Below are 2,059 nucleotides of genomic sequence, written 5' to 3'. Positions count from 1 at the left end.
TTTGCCCCCCCGATACTGCTGCAGTTGCTCGGGGTTTTCTGCCAGCACCTCGGCGATCATCTGCCCCAGCAGAGCGCTATCCGAGATTTGGGTCATGCCTTTGGCTTCCACCAGGGCGCGGGCCGACCCGCCTTTTTCCAGCAGTTCCGGCAGGATCTCCTTGGCGATTTTGCTGGAGATGGTGCCCCGCTCGATGAGACCGATCAGCTCGGCCAGGGTTTCCGGCTTCAGGGCAATGTCGGGGTAGTCCAGCTTGTGGGTGTTGAGGTAGCTGGCGATGTCGCTCATCATCCAGTTGGCGGCTGCTTTCGGGTCGGCACCGGCGGCGATCACGGCTTCAAAGTATTCGGCGGTGTTGCGTTCATCGCTGAGGTAGCGGGCATCGTACACCGAGAGGCCGTACACCTCCTGATAACGTCGCCGCTTCACACCGGGCAATTCCGGCAGCTCTGCCTGCCAGCGGGTTTTCTGCGCTTCGGTAACGCGAATGGGCGGCAGATCGGGCTCGGGGAAATAGCGATAGTCGCTGGATCCCTCTTTCTTGCGCATGCTGATGGTGCGCTGGCTGTTTTCTTCCCAAAGGCGGGTCTCTTGCACGATCCGCTCGCCCGCCTCCACAACCTTGACCTGGCGGTTGAATTCGTACTCGATGGCCCGTTGGATGGCGTTGAAGGAGTTCATGTTTTTAATTTCCACCTTCGTGCCAAAGGTCTGGGATCCCAGCGGACGCACCGAGATGTTCACATCACAGCGCAGGGATCCCTCCTGCAGGTTGCCATCGCACAGCCCGGCATAGCGCAGGATGCGGCGCAGCTCTTGCACATACTCGGCTGCCTCTTCCCCGCTGCGGATGTCCGGCTCGCTGACGATCTCGATGAGGGGAACCCCCGCCCGGTTGAAATCCACCAAAGAGTAGCTGGATCCCGATAGGCGGTCGCTGCCAGCGTGGACCAGCTTGCCCGCATCTTCTTCCATGTGCAGACGGGTGATGCCGATGCGCTTGGTACGACCGTCGCTGAGCTGGATCTCAATCCAGCCGTGGGTAGCAATCGGCAGGTCGTATTGGGAGATTTGGTAGTTTTTGGGCAAGTCGGGGTAAAAGTACTGCTTGCGGTCGAACTTGCTGTAGGGGGCAATGGTGCAATTCAAGGCCAAACCCGCTTTGACCGCGTACTCCAGCACCTTTTCGTTGAGCACCGGCAGGGTGCCGGGCAGGCCCATGCAGATGGGGTCAATCTGGGTGTTGGGGGGAGCGCCAAAGGCTGTCGCGCTGCTGGAGAAGATCTTGGAGCGAGTGCTGAGCTGGCAGTGAACTTCCAGCCCAATCACAGCTTCGTATTGCACTTTGGCGGGGGCAGCAACAGTCATGGGATGGGAAAAACTTGCGGTGTAACCATTCTAGTGCGACCTTGGGGGATCCCAGCTCACAGACAGTTTCTGGGGACGGCAGCCCAGAACCCAGGACGAGGCCGGAGCAGCCCAGCTTGAAGCAGATCCTCAGAACAGCGAAACTTCCTCAAACGGTAGGGCGAATCTCAAAAGTGGGTAGACCTTCCGGCGGCTCGGAACGTTGCTCAATGGCCTCCACAACCGAACCGGGGCTGCCCTGTTGGCACCAGCGCAGCATGGCCTCCACCGCAGCAGGGGATCCTTCAAAAACGGCCTCGACGCGACCATCCCGCAAGTTGCGCACCCAGCCGCCAACACCGGCATTGCGGGCCATGGCTTCGGTGTGGGCGCGAAACCCCACCCCCTGAACCCGCCCCCGTACCCAGACGTGAACGCGAACCCTGTCACTCATGCCGACGGGGATCCCTCCGTTGTGCTGCAGGGTTCTGGCGACTCGGTCGGCTCCTCCGGAGTCTCTGAGGTCTGCCGATCCAGCCACCCCACAAGAACGTTGACCAGGGCAACCAAGCCTAGGAGCCCCAGCGAGATCCCACAGGCATACCCAATCGCTTGCCACAGCACGGAAGACATGAACCCAACCTCACGAACGCTTGTGCAGAGGATCCCACCCTTCATGCACCGTGACATCCTCCCGGCGCTCGTCCTACGG

Annotated in this window: 3 protein-coding genes; all 3 read right to left on the bottom strand. The window is 60.8% G+C overall.

What is annotated here, in order from left to right; all coding sequences use genetic code 11:
- Positions 1 to 1,368, bottom strand: a 1,368-nt coding sequence (gene gatB, locus NW815_RS08100; protein WP_414415887.1) for an Asp-tRNA(Asn)/Glu-tRNA(Gln) amidotransferase subunit GatB, incomplete at its 3' end; no start/stop codon positions are given.
- A gap of 148 nt (positions 1,369 to 1,516) precedes the next feature.
- On the bottom strand, positions 1,517 to 1,801 hold the full coding sequence (locus NW815_RS08095; protein ID WP_414351467.1) for an acylphosphatase: 285 nt from the start codon (positions 1,799 to 1,801) through the stop codon (positions 1,517 to 1,519).
- A complete protein-coding gene (locus NW815_RS08090) occupies positions 1,798 to 1,980 on the bottom strand; it encodes a hypothetical protein (RefSeq protein WP_041436250.1) in 183 nt (60 codons plus the stop codon). Before NW815_RS08090 ends, NW815_RS08095 begins: the two co-directional genes overlap by 4 nt.
- Positions 1,981 to 2,059 lie beyond the last annotated feature (79 nt).

Source organism: Synechococcus sp. R6-7 (assembly GCF_047461695.1).
Taxonomy (GTDB): Bacteria; Cyanobacteriota; Cyanobacteriia; order Thermostichales; family Thermostichaceae; genus Thermostichus.
Note: the sequence above shows the minus strand (reverse complement) of the source record. Positions and strands in the feature narration are given on the sequence as shown.